This window comes from Actinomadura pelletieri DSM 43383 (assembly GCF_003634705.1).
GTDB classification, from domain to species: domain Bacteria; phylum Actinomycetota; class Actinomycetes; order Streptosporangiales; family Streptosporangiaceae; genus Spirillospora; species Spirillospora pelletieri.
Genome location: NZ_RBWU01000002.1, coordinates 1,117,323 through 1,133,485 on the forward strand (window position 1 = coordinate 1,117,323; position 16,163 = coordinate 1,133,485).

The window sequence follows — 16,163 nt, forward strand, 5'->3', positions numbered from 1 at the left end:
GTGGCCCCGCCCCGGTATTTCGCCGCTCCAGCGAACAGGGCGGCGGTCCAAGAAATGTGAGGCTGATTGAAGTCGTGATGCGTATTCACAACATCGGGATCGATCACAGGACCGCGCCCATCGCGCTGCTCGAACGGTTGGTGATTCCACGGGCCCGGCTCCCCGAGGCGCTGCGGCGGATCTCCGCTCATCCGGCGATCGGGGAGGTCGTGCTCCTGACGACCTGCCACCGGCTGGAGGCGTACGTCGCCACCGACCGGCACAGCGAGGCCACCTGCCATGTCGTCGACGCCTTCGCCGAACTGGCGGACGTCCCCGCCCACGCGGTCTGGGAGTCGGCGTCGATCCGCCGCGAGACCGAGGCGGTCACGCACCTGTTCCGGGTCGCCTGCGGGCTGGAGTCCATGGCGGTGGGGGAGGAGCAGATCGTCGCGCAGGTGCGGGCGGCGCTGCGGAGCGCGCGGGCCGCGTCGACGGCGGGCCCGGTCCTGACGGTACTGACCGAGAGCGCGCTGCGGGTGAGCAAGCAGGCGCGCACCGAGACCAGGGTGGGGCAGGCGGGGGTGTCGCTCGTCCACGCCGCCTTCGACGTCGCGGCCAGGGAGCACGGCGGCCTGGCGGGCCGCACCGCGCTGGTCGTCGGGACCGGGACGATGGGCGCGCTCGCGGCTCGGCTGCTGCGCGAACGGGGCGCCGGGGAGGTGCACGTCACCAGCCGGACGCCCGCCAACGCCGCGCGCCTCGCCGCGGAGATCGGCGGCACGGCCACGACGTCCGACGCGTGGGACCCCGTGCTGGAACGGTGCGACCTCGTCGTCACCTCGACCGGGGCGCAGGGGCACGTGCTGGACGCCGACCGGCTCCGCGTCGCCCGGAAAGCGGCGGGCAACCGGCCGATGGTCGCCCTCGACCTGGCGATGCCGCGCGACATCGACCCCCTCTGCGCCGACGTCGAAGGCGTACGGCTCATCGACATCGAGGAACTCGGCCGCCTGCTCACCGGCCACGGCGCCGCGGGCGACCTCGCGCGGACCGAGGAGATCGTGACCGGGCAGGCGGCGGACTTCCTCGCCCGCCGCCTGGAGGCCACGGTCAAGCCCCTGATCGTCGCCCTGCGCGGCCGGGCCCGCGAGGTCGTGGACCAGGAGCTGGCCCGGCTCGCGCACCGGCTGCCCGACATGGCGGACCGGGAGCGCGCCGAGACCGTCGCCGCCGTCGACCGGATCGTCGGCAAGCTCCTGCACACCCCGATCGTCCGGGCGAAACAGCTGTCCACCACGCCCGAGGGGCGCCTCTACCTGGAGGCGCTGTTCCGACTCTTCGACCTGGACGTCAGTGAGGCGAACGCATGACCAGCAACGACACCGCCAACCACACCGCGTTCGGCGACCGCCGCCCGCTGCTGCTCGGCACGCGCCGCAGCAAACTCGCGGTCGCGCAGGCCGGCTGGGTGGCCGACCGCGTCACCACCGCGACCGGACGTCCCGTCCGGCTGGTGACCCTGTCCACGGAGGGAGACGAGACGACCGCCCCGATCGAGCGGATCGGGTCGACGGGCGTGTTCGTCACGGCGCTGCGCCGCGCGCTGCTGGCGGACGAGGTCGACTTCGTCGTCCACTCCTACAAGGACCTGCCGACGGCGCCGGAGCCCGGCCTGTGCGTGGCGGCCGTCCCGGAACGGGAGGACCCCCGTGACGCGCTCGCGGGTCCGGCCGGGCTGCCCGGCTCCCTTCCCGAACTGCGGGCGGGCGCCAGGATCGGCACCGGCTCGCCGCGCCGGGCCGCGCAGTTGCGCGCCTACGCCCCCCACCTGGACATCGTCCCGCTGCGGGGGAACGTCGACAGCCGGTTGCGCAAGACCGTCGACGGTGAACTGGACGCGGTCGTCCTCGCCATGGCCGGGCTGTCACGGCTCGGCCGCCTGGACGACGTCGCCGCGCCGCTGTCCCCCGACGTGCTGCTGCCCGCCCCCAGCCAGGGCGCCCTCGCCATCGAGTGCCGGGCGGACGACCCGGGCACCGTCGCGCTCCTCGGCACCATCGACGACCCGCGTTCCCACCGGGTCGTGGCCGCCGAACGCGCCTTTCTCACCGAACTCGCGGCCGGCTGCACCTCCCCGGTCGCCGCCCTCGCCGACCACACCGGCGCCGGGACGCTGCGCCTGGAGGGCCTGATCGCCGCCCCCGACGGTTCCGCCGTCGTGCGCCGTGCCGTCTCCGGTTCCGCCGCCGACCCCGGCGAGCTGGGCAGGAGCCTCGCCCGGACGCTCCTCGCGGACGGCGGCGCGGAACTGCTCGCCCTTCCCGGCGAGGTCGCCGCCGATCCCCACGGCGACCCCCGCGCCCGACCCGTGCACGTCTCGCAACCGCTCGGCCGGAGATGACCGGCCGACGTCGACAGCGCTGGAGGACCGACACATGACCAGCCCACCGTCCCCGACCCCGTCCGAGTCCGTGACCCGTCCCCGCGTCAGGCCGAGGCGGCTGCGCCGGACCGCTCCGCTGCGCCGCCTGGTCGCCGAGACCCGGCTGTCGGCGGCCGACCTCGTCCTGCCGCTGTTCGTCAAGGAGGGGGTGAGCGCGCCCGTCCCGGTCGGCTCGATGCCCGGCGTCCTGCAGCACACGCGCGACTCGCTGCGCAAGGCCGCCCGTGAGGCCGTCGAGGCGGGAGTGGGCGGGCTGATGCTGTTCGCCGTCCCCGCGACCAAGGACCCCGTGGGTCGGGCGGCCACCGACTCCGACGGAATTCTGAACGTCGCCGTGGCCGACCTCGTCGCCGAGGTCGGGGACGCGACGACCGTGATGGCCGACCTGTGCCTGGACGAGTTCACCGACCACGGGCACTGCGGCGTCCTCACCGACGACGGGCACGTCGACAACGACGCGACGCTGGACCACTACGCGCGGATGGCCGTCGCCCTCGCCGAGGCGGGCGCGCACATGGTCGGCCCGAGCGGCATGATGGACGGCCAGGTCGCCGCCATCCGCGCGGCCCTCGACGCGGCCGGGCACACGGACGTGTCGATCCTCGCCTACGCCGCCAAGTACGCCTCCGCGTTCTACGGGCCGTTCCGCGAGGCCGTCGACTCCTCCCTCACCGGGGACCGCAAGACCTACCAGATGGACCCGGCGAACGCCGCGGAGGCGCTGCGGGAGATCCGCCTCGACGTCGCCGAGGGCGCCGACATCGTCATGGTCAAACCCGCCATGGCGTACCTGGACGTCGTCCGCCGCGCCGCCGAGACCGTCGAGGTCCCCGTCGCCGCGTACCAGGTGTCCGGCGAGTACGCCATGATCGAGGCCGCCGCCGCCAACGGCTGGATCGAACGGGACCGCGCCATCACCGAGACGCTCACGTCCATCCGCCGGGCGGGCGCCTCGATCGTCCTCACCTACTGGGCCACCGAGGTCGCGAGGAGGCTGCCGTGACCGCTCCGAACGGATCCCACGACGTCGTCGTCATCGGCGGCGGGATCACCGGACTCACCGCCGCGTACCAGATCACCAAGCAGGCGCCGGGACGTTCCGTCGTCGTCCTGGAAAGCGCGGAACGGGTCGGCGGCATCGTCGGCTCCCGCCACCAGCAGGGCTTCACGGTCGACACCGGCCCGCACGGCTTCGTCGTCTACGGCCCCGGCGGCGTCGGCGACCTCGCCGACGAACTGGATCTCGGGAACGAACTGCTGCTCGCCACCGACGAGGCGCAGAAACTGTTGCTGCTCCGCAACGACGCGGAACTCCTCACGCTGCCGACCACACCGCGCGAGTTCCTGCGCAGCCCGCTGCTGTCGGCGCGCGGCAAGCTGCGGGTGGCCCTCGAACCGTTGGTCCGGCGGGACCTGCGCGAGGAACCGGTGTACGAGTTCACCGCGCGGCGCTTCGGGTGGGAGCTGGCCCGGACGCTCGCCGTCCCCGCGGTCCTCGGCGTCACCGGCGGCGACGCGCGGCGGCTCAGCATCGACGCCAAGTTCGCCTACGTCCGCTACCTGGAGGAACGGTACGGCAGCATCCTGCTCGGCGCGCTGCGCGTCCAGTTGCGCGGGACGCAGACCGGGCGGTTCTACATTCCGCGGCTGCCCAAGTTCGGCGAGTTCGGCATGCGGCTCCACACCTTCCGCGGCCACGGCATGCAACGGCTGATCGACGCGCTGGAGAAGGCGCTCGCCGGGCAGATCCGCCTCGGCACCCGGGCGGAGCGGCTGGAACGCGGGACGGCGGCGGACGGTCGCCGCTGGAAGATCGCCCTGGAGGACGGCACCGCACTGGAAGCCGACCACGTCATCCTGGCGCTGCCCTCGTACACGACCGCCGGGTTCCTCGAACCGCACCTGCCGGACGCGGCGTCCGCGCTGGCGTCCGTCCCGCATCCGGACGTGCGCGTCGTCGCGCTGGCCTACCGGCGCGCCGACGTCCGGCGCGAACCCGAGGGCATCGGGTTCCTGACGATCCCCACCGACCGGACCCGCATCCTCGCCACCATCCACACCTCCACGATCTTCCCCGAGCAGGCGCCCGAGGACATGGTCCTGATCCGCACGCTCGCCGGCGGCGTCCAGGACCCGGCGTTCTCCTCGCTGTCGTCGGACGAGGCCGTCCGCATGGTGCACCAGGACCTGGTCCACATCTTCGGCGTCCACGGCGAGCCGGTGTTCGCCTTCGACCACCTGTGGCGCCGCGCCATCCCCGAGTACCCACTCGGGCACCGCGACCGGATCGCGGACGTGCTGCGCGACGTCGCCGGGAGCGGCGGGCTGCATGTGGCCGGGAACACCTACCACGGCGTGGGTATCAACGACTGTGTCCGCGACGCGCGCCGTGTCGCCGCGGACGTCGCCGGAGAGTTGACCGGCTGACGAACCGTGTCCGGGAGGGCAGCAGTGTCGCGACCTCGCCCCGCTCACCGGTGGCTGTGCCTGGCCACGCTCAGCGTCGGCATCTCGTTGATCATGGTGGACGGCACGATCGTCAATGTCGCGCTGCCCACCCTGATCACCGACCTGCGGATCACCGCGACCGAGGCCGAATGGGTCAACGCCGGATACATGCTGGTGTTCGCGGCCCTGCTGCTTCCGGCCGGACGGCTCGGCGACGTCCTCGGGCACCGCCGCCTCTTCGGCCTCGGCGTGGTGACGTTCGTCGTGGCCAGCGCCCTCGCCGGGCTGGCCCAGGGCGGAGCGACCCTGCTCACCGCGCGCCTCCTGCAGGGCGTCGGCGCGGCGATGATCCTGCCCGCCACCCTCTCCACGATCAACACCGCCTTCCGCGGCCGGGACCGGGCCATGGCCTTCGGGGTGTGGGGCGCGGCCATCGGCGCCACCGTGGCGATCGGCCCGGTCCTCGGCGGCTGGCTCACCGACGCCTTCGGCTGGCGCTGGATCTTCGTCGTCAATGTGCCGCTCGGGCTGCTGGTCCTGGCGGGCACCGCGCTGTGGGTGCCGGAGAGCCGCGACCGCACGGCGGCGCTGCGCACCGGCGTCGTGGGCACGCTGTCGGCGAGCGCCGGTTTCGCGGCCCTGGTCCTCGTGCTGATCGAGGGGCAGCGGTACGGCTGGTGGACGCCGACGCGTCCCTTCGAGGCCGGTTCCTTCACCTGGCCGTTCGACGCCGTCTCGCCCATCCCGCCGGTCGCGGCGCTGGGCGTGCTGCTCATCGGCGTGTTCGTCGTCGCGACCCGGCGGCGGCGCCGGCGCGGTGACCCGGTGCTGCTGGACGTGACGTTGTTCGCCATTCCGAGTTTCCGTATCGGCAACGTCGCGATCGCCATCGTGGGTCTCGCCGAGTTCGGGCTGGTGTTCGTCCTGCCGCTGTACCTCCAGGCCGCCCTCGGGCTGAGCCCGTTACGCGCCGGGGTGATCATCCTCGCGCTCGCCCTGGGATCGTTGCTCGCCGGGCCCGGCGCCGGGCCGCTCACCCAGCGGTACGGCCCCCGCAGGGTCGTGCTGGCCGGGCTGCTCCTGGAGACGGTCGCGATCGCGGCCATCGGCGTCGTGATGAGCCCGTCCGGCAACCTGTGGCCGATGGCGCTGCTGCTGTTCGTCTACGGCGTGGGCGTCGGTCTGGCCAGCGCCCAGCTGTCGAACATCGTGCTGGCCGACGTTCCCGTCGAACGCTCCGGGCAGGCGTCCGGAGCGCAGAACACCACCCGGCTGCTCGGGTCCGCGCTGGGCATCGCCGTGCTCGGCACCGTCCTGGTCTCCCTGCTCGGCACCAACGTCGACGACCGGCTCCGCGCGATGGAGAACCTGCCGCCACAGACGCGGGAGGCCGTGTCGGCGTCCGTGCGCGACAGCCTCGGCGCCACGATCCCGGACCTTCGGGACGCTCCCGAGACCGCCCCGGCCGCCGTCGAGGCCGAGCGCGCGCTCACCCGGGCGGCCCGGACGGTCACGTTCCTGACGGCGCTGTTCATGCTCGCCGGGTTTCTGCTGAGCCTGCGGCTGCCCCGCGACGCCGGACTCCGCGGACACGCGGGGAAGGCGCCGGGGGGCACGCTCGAAAAGACCGCCGAACACTGACTTGGCAAGGTCATGCAGTCTGCGCCGCCGCGCGGGCCGCGTGCGGCAGGGCGTCGACCACCCGCTCCAGCGCGGCGTCGTCGTGCGCGGCCGACACGAACCACGCCTCGAAGCTCGACGGCGGCAGGTACACGCCGCGTTCGAGGGCGGCGTGGAAGAAGGCCGCGTACCGTGCCGTGTCCTGCGCCCGCGCGTCGTCGTAGTCGTGGACGTCCGCGTCGCGGAAGAACACCGAGAACAGGTTGCCGCCCCGCTGGACGCGGTGCGGGACGCCCTCCTTGTCCAGGGCCTCGGTCACGGCGGACGCCAAGGTCGCCGAGGCCCGGTCCAGGTGGGCGTAGACGTCGGGGGTGGCGTGCCGCAGCGTCATCAGCCCCGCCACGGTCGCCAGCGGATTCCCCGCCAGGGTCCCCGCCTGGTAGACGGGCCCGGCGGGCGCCACGGCGTCCATCAGGTCGGCGCGGCCGCCGAACGCGGCGGCCGGGAGCGCGCCGCCCATGACCTTCCCGAAGGTCATCAGGTCGGCGTCGACCGGGTCCAGGCCGTGCCAGCCGGACGGCGACACCCGGAAGCCCGTCAGCACCTCGTCCATGACGAGCAGGGCGCCGTCGCGGCGGCACAGGTCACGCAGCAGCGCGTTGAACCCGGGCCGTGGCGGCACCACGCCCATGTTCGCCGGGCACGCCTCCGTGATCACGCATGCGATCTCGCCCGGGTACCGGGCGAAGGCCTCCGTCACCGTCGCCTCGTCGTTGTAGGGCAGGACGATCGTGCCCGCCGCGGCCGCCGCCGGGACGCCCGGCGAGTCGGGCAGCCCGAAGGTCGCGACCCCGGAGCCCGCCGCGGCCAGCAGCCCGTCGGAGTGGCCGTGGTAGCAGCCCGCGAACTTCACCAGCCTGGCCCGGCCGGTGACGCCCCGGGCCAGCCGGATCGCCGACATCGTCGCCTCGGTCCCCGAGCCGACGAGCCGGACCTTCTCCACGGGGGTACGCCGCACGATCGCCTCGGCCAGCTCGACCTCCTCGCCGGTCGGCGCGCCGTACGACGTCCCCCACAGCGCGGTGTTGCGCACCGCCTCCACGATTACCGGATGGGCGTGCCCGAGCAGCGCCGCGCCCCAGGAGCAGACCAGGTCGACGTACTCGTTCCCGTCGACGTCCACCAGGTACGGTCCGCGCCCGGAGGCGACGAACCGCGGGACGCCGCCGACCGCTCCGAACGCCCGGACCGGGGAGTTGACCCCGCCGGGGATCACCCGCCGCGCGCGGTCCCACAACCTCTCCGAACACTCCGTCCGGCTCATCGCGTCTCTCCCGTCCGTCCTACTCGTCGGCGTCCGCGACCTTGACCGTGCCGGGCGGCGTCCGGTACCAGTCGTGGACATCGGAGATCTCGGCGATATGACCCTTGACGACCTCGCCGGGCCGCTCCTCCTCGCCCACGGCGAGCACGAACCGCGCGGGCACCGGACCGGTGATCTCCATCGTGTAGGTGCCCTGCTCGGCCGACATGCGCCCGACGCTGTAGCTGATGTACGACGTGTCGGTGTACGGCTCGTCGAACACCTCACTGCGGTTGGCGGTGAACATCTGCGTCTCCCCGGACGGCGACACCAGCGTGAGCGTGGGCAGCCGCTCCGGCGGGACGTCGGTCTCGGGCGGGAGCTTCGGAATGAGCATCTCCACGTAGAGGACGTCGTCCTTTTCCAGGTCGGCCTGGACGGCGCGCTTCTCACCGGGCTCGTCGATGACCCCGTAGAAGGCGAAGGACACCTTTCCGTCCGGGAGCTTCGGCGCGGCGAGCGCGTCCTTGTTGAGGCTGGTCAGCACCACCGGCAGATGGGCGGCGAGGACGCCGCCGCGCACATCGCCCGCGGCGGCGACCAGGGCCCCGAATCCGGCGACGGCCGCCTGCGCCCACCAGCCCAGCCGACGGGGGATGGTCAGTTCGAACTTCATGATGTCTCCTCCAGATCGGGGGTGTCGCGGGAGTAGCGGAAGACACAGACCCGGGCGCCCTCGGCCCGCCGCGCCAGCGCGCGGACGCGCAGTCGCGGGAACGCCCGCCGGGTGGCCTCCAGTTCGAGGTCGCACAGCAGGGGTTCGGTCTCCGCCGCGGCGAGGCCCAGTTCCTCGGCGGCGGTCACACAGGTGCAGGTCAACGCGATCTCGATGGCCGCGTCCTCGTCGGGGCGGGAGTCGTCGACGACCTCGTGGACCAGGCCGGCGGCCGCCAGCCAGGGCAGGGCGCGGGCCATGCCCTCGGCGAGCGAACCGGCCGCCACTGCGGGGCCGAGCCGGGCCGCCTGTTTCTCGGGCAGACCGTCCAGCATCGCCTCCCGGGCCCGCTCCGGGCCCTGTTCGGCGCGCAGTTCGAGGTGGCGGCGCAGCTGGTCGCAGAGCCCGCGCCGGAGTCTCGGGTCGGTGATCTCAGGCAAGGCGAGCCCCTCTCAGTCGAGCCGTGTTCAGGGAGGTCGCGTTCAAGGGCAGGGCGTCGTCGGTGGCGAGCGTGACGCAGGCGTGGGCGAGGAGCGCCAGGGTGATGTAGCGGTACCAGGCCTTCCACAGCCGGACCTCGTAGTGGTCCAGGCCGACCTCGTGCCTGGCGGACTCCACGCATGAGGGCGCCCGTTCCGCGCGGCGCGCCACGTCGGCCAGTTCGCGCAGGGACGCGGACGGGGGAGCCGAGCAGAGGTACAGCCGCGTCCGGCGGATGTCCCTGCGGACCAGCAGCCACTGCGCGGGACGCCGGTCGCCGCCGCGCCGGAGCAGGGCACGCGCCGAGTAGCACGCGCTGCTGCGCCGTACCGGGTCGTCATGGTCCGGGGTCGGCAGCCAGTCACGCGGCGGGATGCCCGCGATGATCTCCTCGGGCACGACCTGGACCGTCCGGCCGTCCAGCGGCAGCGGCAGCCGCTCGTCGGGCCGCACGCCGAGGACGTGGGGGACGCCGCGTTCGGTGAGCCACCGGCGCAGCTCGGCGTCATGGCCGTACGGGCTGGACGCGGCCACCCAGGAGGCGGGCGTGCGCGCCGCCACGGCGCGGCGGATCATCTCCCGGCCCAGCAGCCCCCGGTCGCGGTACGGCATGTCGGCCGGTACCCGGGCACGGGCCCGCCGGGCCGGGTCGCGCGCCCACTGCGGCGGCAGGTACAGCTCGCGGTCGACGATCGCCTGCGCGCGGGGGGCGGAGTAGGTGAGAAACACGGCGACCTGGCAGTTCTCCACGACGCCCGTGGACGGGGAGAGCTGTGGTGACACGCCGACCGAGCGGTCGCCCTTCTTGCTGAACCCGGCCTCGTTCAGGACCAGCACGGATCGTGGGTCACCGAGGTGTTCCACGATGATGTCGCGCAGGTCGTCCCTGAGCGCGTCGGCGCTCCACCGCGCCGAGGTCAGCAGCCGCTGCATGCCGTCCGGCCGTGGTTCCCCGGCGTTCTCGGCGAGCCGCCGGCCGTTGCGGCGTTCGGCCGAGGACACCATTCCGCGGAGGAAGGCGAAGGCGCGGTCACGCGGTTCGGCACGGGCGAAGCGGGGGGCGATCGACCGGTGCAGGCGTCGCAGCATCAGCTCCGTCCGGTCGGCGTACGCCCCGTGCGGCACCGGCGCCCGAGCCGGGCCGAGGCCGCGGAGGGCTGCGGGACGAACCCATAACCGGTCCGCGGCGGGTGCGGAATTCCCTGGAGTCGAATGTGGGGGAAGGTCTTCCTTACAAGAGCCCGTTTTCACAGTTTCAACCATTCACCCTGACGGTTTCGTTGTTCGCCTGTGAAGGCGGCTTCGTCATAGTAATCTGGCCGGCGATCAGCTGTCTTCCGTCAGAGGTTGATCTTTGGTTGGGGAAATCGGACCGCCATGGACGCGCCGGCGAATCGCCGTGGAATGCGGGGCGAAGTTGATCAACGCGCGGTTCGCGTGCGCCGCGCCGAGTTCCTTGTTCGTGGAGCGGGCGCGGGGTATGGATCAACATATGTGGATCGCGGCCCGGCTGGCCGGGGCGCCCGTCGGCGCGCGAACATATATGCAGACTAAACGCATTTGCGAACCATTTGCAATAGCGATCGCGCGGCAGTCGGCGCGCCAAGACGGTTCTGAAGATTCTTCGGCGTCTTCGATCAGCACGCGGTGGACGGCGCCTCCACCACCAGGCCCTGCCGGTAGGCGAAGGCGACGACCTGCGTCCGTCCGGACATGCCGAGCTTGGAGGTGATGTGATGGATGTGGGAGCGCACGGTCGCCGTGGAGACGTGCAGTTCGGCGGCGACCTCCTCGTCGGACATCCCGCTGGAGACCAGTTCCAGGACGGTCCGTTCGCGCCGGCTCAGGGCGTCCACGACCGAGTTCTGCGCCCGGGAGGCCATCGGCACCCGCGACGCCCACTCCAGCAGATGCCGCGTCATCGTCGAGGTCAGCACGGCCCCGCCCGCCGCCACCGACCGGATCGTGTGGACGAGCTCGGACGGCGGGCTCTCCTTGCTCGCCACCCCCCGGACACCGGCTCGCAGCGCGTCCAGCAACGAATCCTCATGCGTGGGCGTCGTCATCACGATGACGCCCGGAGCGCGCTCCTCGCCCTCGTCGAGGATGCGGCGCACCAGGTCAAGGACGTCGGTGCCCTGTAACGGCAACCCGACGAGGACCACGTCGGGAGCGTGCTCGCGCGTGAGCGCCACGAGCCGGCGGGCGTCGCGGGTCTCCCGGACGACCTCGATGTCGCGTTCCGCCTCCAGAACGGTGCGCACGCCGAGCAGGGTGAGCGTCTGCTGGTCGTGGACCAACACGCGCACGGTCATGCGCGCCTCCGACGAAGCCCCCGTGGAGGCCTCCGAAGAAGCCCCCGCCCGCCGTCCCCGCACGGCGCCCCCCGACGCCTTGGTCGGGCCGCGACCCCCATGGACGGTCGCGGCCCGCGTTCACCGGCATGGTTCATCTTCCCCGGCCGCGTTCCGCGCGCCACGATGGTCGCCCCTCCGCACGATGCCCCTGGCCATATCCGTCCGGCTCAGCCCGGACCTTTGCCGAGAACACGGTGGGCGACCACTCCTTGCACCCCCGAGTCACTTTCCGTAATCACCCCTGTCGTGCCCCTTGTCACTGTGTATACATGCCGGTCAGTGCATAGGCAATGCGTTCGAGGGTGCGGGACGCCTGTCCGAAAGTCGATCAAGAGAATGGCGATTTGGATCCCATGGTCATGTGCGGGACCCGAGGGGTGTGATGGCGGGCGAGGGCCTTGTGCCGCGTTGGGGGCCGCTGCCGCAGATGTGCTCCACTGCCGCACATCCGCGGCTCTCCGAAGGAGATGGTTGGCTTTTGAAACATCCCGGGAAGGGATTCTCCGGCCGTGCGGATGTTCAGGTCCAGAAAACCGCCACCGCGACGTTCGCGACGGCGAGTGCCCCGATCGCCATGAAGACCGGCTTGTCGAGCGGGCGCCTGCGTCCCAGCAGAATGAGGCCGAGCGCGACGAGTACGACCAGCAGTTTCACGCTGATCTTGAATTGGTTCATATCGTTGTCGAGCGCGCCCTCGTTCACCCCGACGAGGGCGACGCCGGTCACGAACTGGGTCAGCGCGCCGTGCAGCATCCCGGTGCCCGGCCGGACCTTGCCCGACCGCGCCTCGGAGAGCTGGGCGAGGAAACCGCCGATGAGGACCGACAGACCGACGAAGTGAAAGAACAGCAGCAGGAGCCGGACGAACTCCATGGCGACCTCCGTTGGGCGGCACGGCGAGAACGCGGATCAACGCGGGCAGGGCGACACTACAACACGTAGTACTTCGATGCGCCCCCGACGCCGTACGACCGACCGGCGACGGGAGGCGACCCTACGGATGCGTTCTCAGGACTTGTCGGCCCCCAGGCTCCTGAGCACGAACGTGGTGACCCTGTCGGTCGTCTCGTCCACGTCCCTGGTGCCCTGCCCCAGCGGGTAGCGTTCCGCGCCGAGGCAGGCGTGGATCAGATGCGCCGTCGCCGTCGGGTCGCACGGAGCGAACTCCCCGCTCTTGACCCCGTCGTCGATGATGTCGGTGAGAAGCCGCCCCAACGGGCTCACGTGCGCGTGCATCTGCCGGTACCCCTCGGGGCCCAGCAGCGTGGCGAGCTCCGGCCCGGCGGGCTGCGGGTAGGCGGCGAAGTCGGCCAGTTGCCGCCGCACGTAGACGACGATCCGCTCGGTCGGTGACCCCGCCGGCTCCAGGGCGCGGTGCAGTTCCTCGGTGAACCGGGTCGTCTCGTACTCGGCGTGCGCGATGAGCAGTGCCCGGACGTCGGCGAAGTAGTTGTAGACGACGCTGCGGTTCAGTTCCGCGCGCCCCGCGACCTCCGCCATGGACAGTTTGTCGACGCCGTCCGTCGTCATGATCTCGCGCACCGCGATCAGGATGCGCTCGCGCATGGCGGCGCGATGTTCGTCCAGGGAACCGGAGATTCGAGGCACGATCTGCATGGTAGGCGAAGTCTTTGGGGGATCCGGAGCGGCCGACAACTCGGTACTACAACACGTAGATACAAGATGTCGGTATGGTGTCCCTCGTGCTGATCAACGGCAGGGCGGCCCTCCGGCCGCCGTCCCCGCCGCCGTCCAGGCCGCCCGACACCGGCGGACCGGACGGCGACCGCGCGGCGGCCGTCTGCGTGGCCGACGGCCTGACCAGGAGTTTTCCCGGCGCGTCCCGGCCCGCGGTCGAGTCGGTCACGCTCGCCGTACGGCCCGGCGAGGTGTTCGGCGTCCTCGGACGCAACGGCGCGGGCAAGTCGACGCTGGTCAAGATGCTCATGGGGCTCCTGCGTCCGGACCGTGGCACGGTCCGGCTCATGGGCGCCGACGTCACCGCGCACGCCGCCCACGCCGCCGCGCACGTCGCGTACCTGCCGCAGCGCGAGTCCGCGCTCGGCGACATGGACGTGCGCACGGCGGTGGAGATCACCGCGCGCCTGCGCGGGTTGTCCCGGGCCAGGGCCCGCGCGCAGCGCGCCGACGTGCTCGCCGAGCTCGGCCTCACGGGCCTCGCCGGGACGCGGGTCGCGCGGCTGTCGGGCGGGCAGCGCAGGCTCGTCGGTGTCGCCACCGCCCTCGTCGCCGACCGTCCCCTGCTCGTCCTCGACGAACCGACCACCGGACTCGACCTCGACGCCCGCCGCGCCGTCTGGGACGCCCTCGAACGCCGCCGCGACGGCGACGGCACCGCGGTCGTCCTCGTCACCCATGACGTCCGGGAGGCGGAGACGGTACTGGACCGCGTGCTCGTCCTGAGCACCGGCCGGACCGCCGCCTGCGACACGCCCGGCCGGTTGAAGGAGCGCCTCGGCGGATCAGTACGCCTCGAACTCGCCTGGCGGGACGACCCGCCGATCGACGCCCGCGACATCGCCGACGACATCGCGGTGCGGGGGCGGCGCTGGTCCGTCCGGCTCCCCGTCGACGAGGCGCGGCGCGTCCTCGACGAACTGCTGGCGGGCCCCGCCTACGCGGCACTCGACGACTTCGCCCTCGCCCCGCCCTCCCTGGAGGACGTGCTCCTCGCCGACGGCACCGAGGAGGACCGTTGACGATCGCCTGCCGCCGGAGCCCGGCGCCGAAGGCCCGCACACCCCTGCCCACCACGCTCGCGGCCGTCTACGTCGCCCAACTCGGACGGGCCCGCGCGGGCGGCGGCGCCGTCGTCGTCATCGCCACCGTGCAGTCCCTCGCGATCCTCGTCCTGCTGCGCGGACTCGGCGGCACCGCCGCGCCGGACGCCCGGGCCGCCATCGTCTCGGGCGCGATCCTGACCGTCGTGGCGTTCATCGCCTGGAACCTGCTCGCCCAACGCCTCTCCGCCTTCAAGGCCGGTGGGGGACTGGAATACTTCGGCGCCCTTCCCGTCCGGCCGTCCGCGGTCATCCTCGGGTTCTGCGCCTGCTACACGACGTTCGCCATCCCGGGCGTCGTCGTCACCGCCGTCGCCGGAACCGCGATGTTCTCGCTGCCGATCACCCATCTGTGGGTCCTCGTCCCGGCGGTCCTCGCATCCGGGGTGGCCCTCGGCGGGCTCGGCGCGCTCAGCGGGCTCGGCCCGTCCCGCCCGGAGTTCGCCGCGCTGGCGGGCCAGTTCGGGCTGACGCTCGTCATCTTCTTCGGGCTCGTCCCGCCGCAGACGCTGCCGGACTGGTTGCGGGCCGCGCGGGCCGTCGCCCCCCTCGCCTACGACATCGACGCGCTGGCCTCGGCGCTCACCGCGACCCCCGACTGGCCGGGAATCGCCCTCCGGCTGGTCGGGTCCGTCCTGTTCGGCGCGTGCTGCCTGGCCGCCGCCGCCCGCTCCTACCGCATCTCACTCGACCGCTGAGGAGAACCCATGCCATCCGACTCGACCCTGGCGACGCTGAGCGACAACCTCACCAACGGCGCCACCGCGCTCTACCTGTTCGCCGCGCTGGCGTTCGCCGCCGTCTTCGCCTACCGCCGCACCCGGGAGACCGTCCAGGCCGAGGCGCCCGCGGAGATGTCCGCCGAACGGGTCCTCGTCGGCGTGGGCGGCGGCGTGGGCGGCGGCGCGGCCCCCGCCGAGAGCCCGCCACCACCGCCCGAGGTCCCCGAGCGGGGCACCGTGTTCACCGCCGACTCCCTGAGCCGCTGGGCGGTCGGCCTCACCGTCGTGGGCTGGGCCGTCCACCTGGGCGCGCTCGCCGCACGCGGGTTCGCCGCCGACCGCGCGCCGTGGGCGAACATGTACGAGTTCGTGTGCTCGGTGGTCTTCGCCGCCGTGACGGCGCTGCTCGTGCTGTTCACCCGGAACCGGGCGTACTACCTCGGCGTCTTCGTGATGTTCCCCGCCGTGCTCGGCATGGGTCTGGCCACCACCACGCTGTACACGCCGGTCAGCGCGCTCCAGCCCTCACTCCAGTCGTACTGGCTGGCCGTCCACGTCCTCGCCGCCATCGTCGCCAGCGGCGCGTTCACCGTGGCCACCGCCCTGACCGCCCTGTACCTGTACCGCGACAGGAACGCCGGAGCCGAGCCCGCCACCGGCCTCTCCACGCTCGCGTCCCTGGCCACCCGGCTTCCGTCCGCCCGGACCCTCGAACGGCTCGCCCGCCAGACCGTGGTGTTCGCCTTCCCCATCTGGACGTTCGCCATCATCGCGGGCGCCATCTGGGCCGACAGCGCCTGGGGCCGCTACTGGGGCTGGGACCCCAAGGAGGTCTGGGCCTTCATCACCTGGACCGTGTACGCCGCCTACCTGCACGCGCAGGCCACCACCGGCTGGCGCGGACGCCGGTCCGCCATGATCTCCCTCGCCGGTTACGGCTGCCTGATGTTCAACCTCGTCGGCATCAACATCTGGGGTTCGGGCCTGCACTCCTACGCGGGCCTGTGACGACCACGGCTGCCGCCCCACCACGGGGCGGGGCGGCAGCCGTGCCGAAGTCGCCGGACGGAATTCAGCCTGCGGGCCGGTAGGTCACGAGGATCGTGCCGCTGCTCCAGCGCCGCGGACAGCGCCGCGGACAGCGACGCGGCCATCTCCTCGTCCCACGCGAACTGCCACGTGTCCGGAGACTCGACGACACCGTCCACCGTGCTGAACAAGATCGACGAAATGCTGCGCATGGTGCGCACCTTCCTGACCGAACCCCGATGTGTGCACCAGGGAGGTCAGGA

Annotated in this window: 16 protein-coding genes; 8 read left to right on the forward strand and 8 right to left on the reverse strand. The window is 72.5% G+C overall.

Annotated features, from left to right (window positions below; genetic code table 11):
• Nucleotides 1-77 precede the first annotated feature (77 nt).
• From hemA to BZB76_RS11715, 5 genes are read left to right on the forward strand one after another with little or no spacing between them, the layout of a single operon-like run.
• Nucleotides 78-1,352 (forward strand): glutamyl-tRNA reductase, encoded by a 1,275-nt coding sequence (gene hemA, locus BZB76_RS11695; RefSeq protein ID WP_121434279.1) that lies wholly within the window; start codon nt 78-80, stop codon nt 1,350-1,352.
• Entirely contained in the window at nt 1,349-2,383 is a 1,035-nt protein-coding gene (gene hemC, locus BZB76_RS11700; RefSeq protein ID WP_121434280.1) for a hydroxymethylbilane synthase, read from the forward strand. The genes hemA and hemC overlap by 4 nt, the downstream gene beginning before the upstream one ends.
• 34 nt (nt 2,384-2,417) lie before the next feature.
• Nucleotides 2,418-3,428: a porphobilinogen synthase gene (hemB, locus tag BZB76_RS11705; RefSeq protein WP_121434281.1), complete on the forward strand. Its 1,011-nt coding sequence runs from the start codon at nt 2,418-2,420 to the stop codon at nt 3,426-3,428.
• Nucleotides 3,425-4,852: a protoporphyrinogen oxidase gene (hemG, locus tag BZB76_RS11710; protein WP_170180591.1), complete on the forward strand. Its 1,428-nt coding sequence runs from the start codon at nt 3,425-3,427 to the stop codon at nt 4,850-4,852. The genes hemB and hemG overlap by 4 nt, the downstream gene beginning before the upstream one ends.
• Nucleotides 4,853-4,876: 24 nt before the next feature.
• Nucleotides 4,877-6,514 (forward strand): MFS transporter, encoded by a 1,638-nt coding sequence (locus tag BZB76_RS11715; RefSeq protein ID WP_121434282.1) that lies wholly within the window; start codon nt 4,877-4,879, stop codon nt 6,512-6,514.
• Between the two features lie 10 nt (nt 6,515-6,524).
• Here the strand turns inward: BZB76_RS11715 and hemL are convergent, their stop codons facing one another.
• From hemL to BZB76_RS11750, 7 genes are all read right to left on the reverse strand, one after another.
• Nucleotides 6,525-7,817 (reverse strand): glutamate-1-semialdehyde 2,1-aminomutase, encoded by a 1,293-nt coding sequence (gene hemL, locus BZB76_RS11720; protein WP_121434283.1) that lies wholly within the window; start codon nt 7,815-7,817, stop codon nt 6,525-6,527.
• Between the two features lie 19 nt (nt 7,818-7,836).
• Nucleotides 7,837-8,472, reverse strand: a complete 636-nt coding sequence (locus BZB76_RS11725) for a hypothetical protein (protein WP_121434284.1) — start codon at nt 8,470-8,472, stop codon at nt 7,837-7,839.
• A complete protein-coding gene (locus BZB76_RS11730) occupies nt 8,469-8,951 on the reverse strand; it encodes a transcriptional regulator (RefSeq protein WP_121434285.1) in 483 nt (160 codons plus the stop codon). Before BZB76_RS11730 ends, BZB76_RS11725 begins: the two co-directional genes overlap by 4 nt.
• Nucleotides 8,944-10,080 (reverse strand): IS701 family transposase, encoded by a 1,137-nt coding sequence (locus tag BZB76_RS11735; RefSeq protein ID WP_170180592.1) that lies wholly within the window; start codon nt 10,078-10,080, stop codon nt 8,944-8,946. Before BZB76_RS11735 ends, BZB76_RS11730 begins: the two co-directional genes overlap by 8 nt.
• A gap of 548 nt (nt 10,081-10,628) precedes the next feature.
• Nucleotides 10,629-11,306: a LuxR C-terminal-related transcriptional regulator gene (locus BZB76_RS11740; protein ID WP_121434287.1), complete on the reverse strand. Its 678-nt coding sequence runs from the start codon at nt 11,304-11,306 to the stop codon at nt 10,629-10,631.
• A 561-nt stretch (nt 11,307-11,867) separates the two neighbouring features.
• Nucleotides 11,868-12,221 carry a hypothetical protein gene (locus BZB76_RS11745; protein WP_121434288.1) on the reverse strand — a complete coding sequence of 118 codons (354 nt, stop codon included), beginning with the start codon at nt 12,219-12,221 and terminating at the stop codon, nt 11,868-11,870.
• A gap of 135 nt (nt 12,222-12,356) precedes the next feature.
• Complete coding sequence (locus BZB76_RS11750) at nt 12,357-12,956, reverse strand: TetR/AcrR family transcriptional regulator (RefSeq protein ID WP_170180593.1); 600 nt, start codon at nt 12,954-12,956, stop codon at nt 12,357-12,359.
• An 83-nt stretch (nt 12,957-13,039) separates the two neighbouring features.
• On the opposite strand from BZB76_RS11750, the gene BZB76_RS11755 reads away from it, so the two are divergent.
• The 3 genes from BZB76_RS11755 to ccsB are packed head-to-tail and all read left to right on the forward strand — an operon-like array spanning nt 13,040 to nt 15,879.
• Nucleotides 13,040-14,068: an ABC transporter ATP-binding protein gene (locus BZB76_RS11755; RefSeq protein WP_121434290.1), complete on the forward strand. Its 1,029-nt coding sequence runs from the start codon at nt 13,040-13,042 to the stop codon at nt 14,066-14,068.
• On the forward strand, nt 14,065-14,847 hold the full coding sequence (locus BZB76_RS11760) for an ABC transporter permease (RefSeq protein ID WP_121434291.1): 783 nt from the start codon (nt 14,065-14,067) through the stop codon (nt 14,845-14,847). Before BZB76_RS11755 ends, BZB76_RS11760 begins: the two co-directional genes overlap by 4 nt.
• Nucleotides 14,848-14,856: 9 nt before the next feature.
• Nucleotides 14,857-15,879, forward strand: coding sequence for a c-type cytochrome biogenesis protein CcsB (gene ccsB, locus BZB76_RS11765; protein ID WP_121434292.1), 1,023 nt, complete (start codon nt 14,857-14,859; stop codon nt 15,877-15,879).
• Here ccsB and BZB76_RS11770 read toward each other — a convergent pair.
• Nucleotides 15,864-16,112 carry a hypothetical protein gene (locus BZB76_RS11770; RefSeq protein WP_121434293.1) on the reverse strand — a complete coding sequence of 83 codons (249 nt, stop codon included), beginning with the start codon at nt 16,110-16,112 and terminating at the stop codon, nt 15,864-15,866. The genes ccsB and BZB76_RS11770 overlap by 16 nt on opposite strands.
• Nucleotides 16,113-16,163 lie beyond the last annotated feature (51 nt).

Coding starts and splice junctions, on each gene's coding strand:
- hemA (WP_121434279.1), top strand. CDS start 78: ATGCGTATTCACAACATCGGGATCGATCACAGGACCGCGCCCATCGCG.
- hemC (WP_121434280.1), top strand. CDS start 1,349: ATGACCAGCAACGACACCGCCAACCACACCGCGTTCGGCGACCGCCGC.
- hemB (WP_121434281.1), top strand. CDS start 2,418: ATGACCAGCCCACCGTCCCCGACCCCGTCCGAGTCCGTGACCCGTCCC.
- hemL (WP_121434283.1), bottom strand. CDS start 7,817: ATGAGCCGGACGGAGTGTTCGGAGAGGTTGTGGGACCGCGCGCGGCGG.
- BZB76_RS11725 (WP_121434284.1), bottom strand. CDS start 8,472: ATGAAGTTCGAACTGACCATCCCCCGTCGGCTGGGCTGGTGGGCGCAG.
- BZB76_RS11735 (WP_170180592.1), bottom strand. CDS start 10,080: ATGCTGCGACGCCTGCACCGGTCGATCGCCCCCCGCTTCGCCCGTGCC.
- BZB76_RS11740 (WP_121434287.1), bottom strand. CDS start 11,306: ATGACCGTGCGCGTGTTGGTCCACGACCAGCAGACGCTCACCCTGCTC.
- BZB76_RS11745 (WP_121434288.1), bottom strand. CDS start 12,221: ATGGAGTTCGTCCGGCTCCTGCTGCTGTTCTTTCACTTCGTCGGTCTG.
- BZB76_RS11755 (WP_121434290.1), top strand. CDS start 13,040: ATGGTGTCCCTCGTGCTGATCAACGGCAGGGCGGCCCTCCGGCCGCCG.
- ccsB (WP_121434292.1), top strand. CDS start 14,857: ATGCCATCCGACTCGACCCTGGCGACGCTGAGCGACAACCTCACCAAC.
- BZB76_RS11770 (WP_121434293.1), bottom strand. CDS start 16,112: ATGCGCAGCATTTCGTCGATCTTGTTCAGCACGGTGGACGGTGTCGTC.